The organism is uncultured Sphingomonas sp. (genome assembly GCF_936927845.1).
Lineage (GTDB): Bacteria > Pseudomonadota > Alphaproteobacteria > Sphingomonadales > Sphingomonadaceae > Sphingomonas.
In genome coordinates, this window is sequence record NZ_CAKZHV010000071.1 from 1 (window position 1) to 2,771 (window position 2,771).

At 63.4% G+C, this 2,771-nt stretch carries 3 protein-coding genes; 1 reads left to right on the forward strand and 2 read right to left on the reverse strand.

Annotated elements, in window-relative coordinates:
• Positions 1-888, forward strand: an 888-nt coding sequence (locus Q0579_RS18210; protein ID WP_298815358.1) for a transposase, incomplete at its 5' end; no start/stop codon positions are given.
• A gap of 196 nt (positions 889-1,084) precedes the next feature.
• Here Q0579_RS18210 and Q0579_RS18215 read toward each other — a convergent pair.
• Entirely contained in the window at positions 1,085-1,834 is a 750-nt protein-coding gene (locus tag Q0579_RS18215; RefSeq protein WP_298280882.1) for an HAD-IIB family hydrolase, read from the reverse strand.
• Positions 1,831-2,771, reverse strand: a 941-nt coding sequence (locus Q0579_RS18220) for an HAD-IC family P-type ATPase (protein WP_298815362.1), incomplete at its 5' end; no start/stop codon positions are given. The genes Q0579_RS18215 and Q0579_RS18220, both read right to left, overlap by 4 nt.

Here is a 2,771-nt window from a genome sequence, read left to right on the forward strand (position 1 = left end):
ACACCTCCACTCTGGCACATCGATGCCGTCGGGGGGCGTCCACCCCATCAGATCAACGCGAAATATGGCAACGTCCCGGGCCTCAAGGGATACAGCCATGTGTCCGATCAATATGCGCCGTTCGCAACCCAGGTGATCCCGGCAACGGTCAGCGAGGCTCCCTATATCCTGGACGGGCTGCTCATGAATGACGCGGGCCGCCGCGTTCGCCAGCATTTTGCCGACACGGGCGGCTTCACCGATCATGTGTTCGCCGCCTGCGCCTTGCTCGGCTACAGGTTCGCCCCCCGTATCCGCGATCTCCCTCAGAAAAGACTCTATGCCTTCACGCCCAACGCGACGCCGGCCAATGTGCGAGCGCTGGTCGGAGGTAAGATCAATGAACCGCACATCGAGCGCAACTGGCCCGACATCCTGCGCATCATGGCGACGATCGCAGCGGGGATCGTCGCCCCCAGCCAGATTCTTCGCAAGCTCGCCTCTTACCCGCGCCAGAATGAGCTGGCCCTCGCATTGCGAGAGGTGGGCCGCATCGAGCGAACCCTGTTCATGATCGACTGGATTCTTGATGCCGGCCTCCAGCGCCAGGCTCAGATCGGCCTCAACAAGGGTGAGGCCCACCACGCCCTAAAGCGCGCCATCAGCTTCCACCGCCGAGGTGAAATCCGGGATCGATCCGGCGAAGGCCAGCACTATCGCATCGCCGGAATGAACCTGCTCGCCGCCATCATCATATTCTGGAACACCATGAAGCTCGGCGAGGTCGTCAATACCCGGGCCGCCAGCGGTACCCATATCGCGCCTGATCTACTCGCCCACGTCTCGCCGTTGGGATGGGAACACATCAATCCAACCGGGGAATATCGCTGGCCCAAATCCTTAGCGTAGGATTCCGCCCCCTCCCGCAAACGCCCCCTACGATTGAGAAGCGCGGCGGAATCTCTTAGATTGATCGCTGGAGGCTTTGTTCGCGGAGACGCGCACATTGCCTTCTTTTCGTTTTAGGAAGCGCTGCCCTAAGCGACAGAAGCCAGAGCTTTGACAATGCGGCATTCCGCGATGGAGCCGACCATGTATCTTGATCCTATCGGTGCAGACACGCGATGATGGCGGTCACGACGGCGGTGGTTTCCGCGACGTCGCGCACCCTCACTGTGTCGAGGCCGATTTCAGCAGCGGGATAGTCATTCCCACCGGGGAATATCGCATCCCCAATGAACAGCATCCCGTCGAGCGGGACACCGCTCTCGGCACTCAGGCGCTTCAGGCCATAGCCCTTGTCGATCCCTGCTCTGGTCACGTCGATCGATGTCGTGCCACCGAGATTGATCGAGAGCTCCGGCAGCTTCGCGCGCAACGTGGCCTGCAACGTGGTCCTCTTCTTTCGGTCAGGATCCCACGCTTCCTTTTCCTTCAGCGGCGCTGCCTGCCCCAGGCCCGAAAAGGTGATCTGGCTGCCCCGGTCCTCGATCCGTTCGCCCCAGATACGTTCGTCGGCGAGACCGGCATCGGTCAGCGCCTGATCGAAGGCCATGCGGATCTTCGCCTTCTCCGCGTCGTCGAACAGTTCGGCATAGACCGCGCGCCAAGCGCCATTGATGAACCGATAGAGTTTCGTGCCTGTGGTCGGCATCAACCAGAGACGGTCGAGCGCGACGCCGGCAGGAAGGCGCGAGGCGATCTGCTTTTCGAACTGCGGCCAGTCCCCGCCCGAGATCACCGCCACATCCGTGATGGCGAGCAATCGGGCGAGGATTGCGGCCATATCCTCCGATAACGGCCGCTTGCTCTCGGCAAGCGTGCCGTCGAGGTCGAAGGCGATCAGCCACTTCATGCCGCCTTCCCTGCCGGATCGCGGTAGGCGAGCAGCCTGAGCGCATTGATGACGACGAGCAGCGTCGATCCCTCATGAACCGCCACCGCTGGCCCAATGCCGAGGCCGAGGATGGTAGCAGGCACCAGGAAGGCGACGACACCCAGGCTGACGAAGACGTTCTGCCGGATGATTCCACGGGTATGGCGGCTAAGACCGACTGCGAATGGCAGGTGCGCCAGATCGTCGGCCATCAGCGCCACGTCGGCTGTCTCCAGCGCAACGTCCGACCCCGCCGCGCCCATCGCGATGCCGACCGTGGCGCTTGCCATCGCCGGCGCATCGTTCACGCCGTCGCCCACCATCGCGACCTTGTCTTCGCCGGCGAGCTTCTTGATCGCGGCAACCTTGTCTTCGGGCATGAGGTCGCCCCACGCTTCGTCGATCCCGACTTCGTCGGCGATCGCTTCGGCGACTTTCTGGTGATCGCCGGAGATCATTATCATCCGCGACACGCCCATCTCGTGCAGCCGACGCAACGCGGTCTTGGCAGCTTCGCGAGGCGTGTCCATCAGGCCGATCGCGCCCAGGTCGCGGTCCCCCTTGCGGACCACCATTGTCGTGCGGCCGTTCTCGCGCAGCTTCGCGATTGCGTCCTGCGCGCCCTGCCCCAGCGCCGGAATGCCCTCACTTCCGAACATCTCGGCCTTGCCGATCCACACCGTCTCGCCATCCACGCTCGCGGTGACGCCCCGACCGGTCAGGCTCTTGAGGTCGCCGGCAGTCGGCACGGCACGATCGTTCAGACGTTCGCGGCCGTCCTTGACGATCGCTTGGGCCAGGGGATGGTCGCTCAACGCTTCGACGGCGACAGCCAGCGCCAGCAACTCGCCTTCATCGGCGCCATCGACGGGCACGACATCAGTGATGCGCGGACGACCTTCGGTCAGCGTGCCCG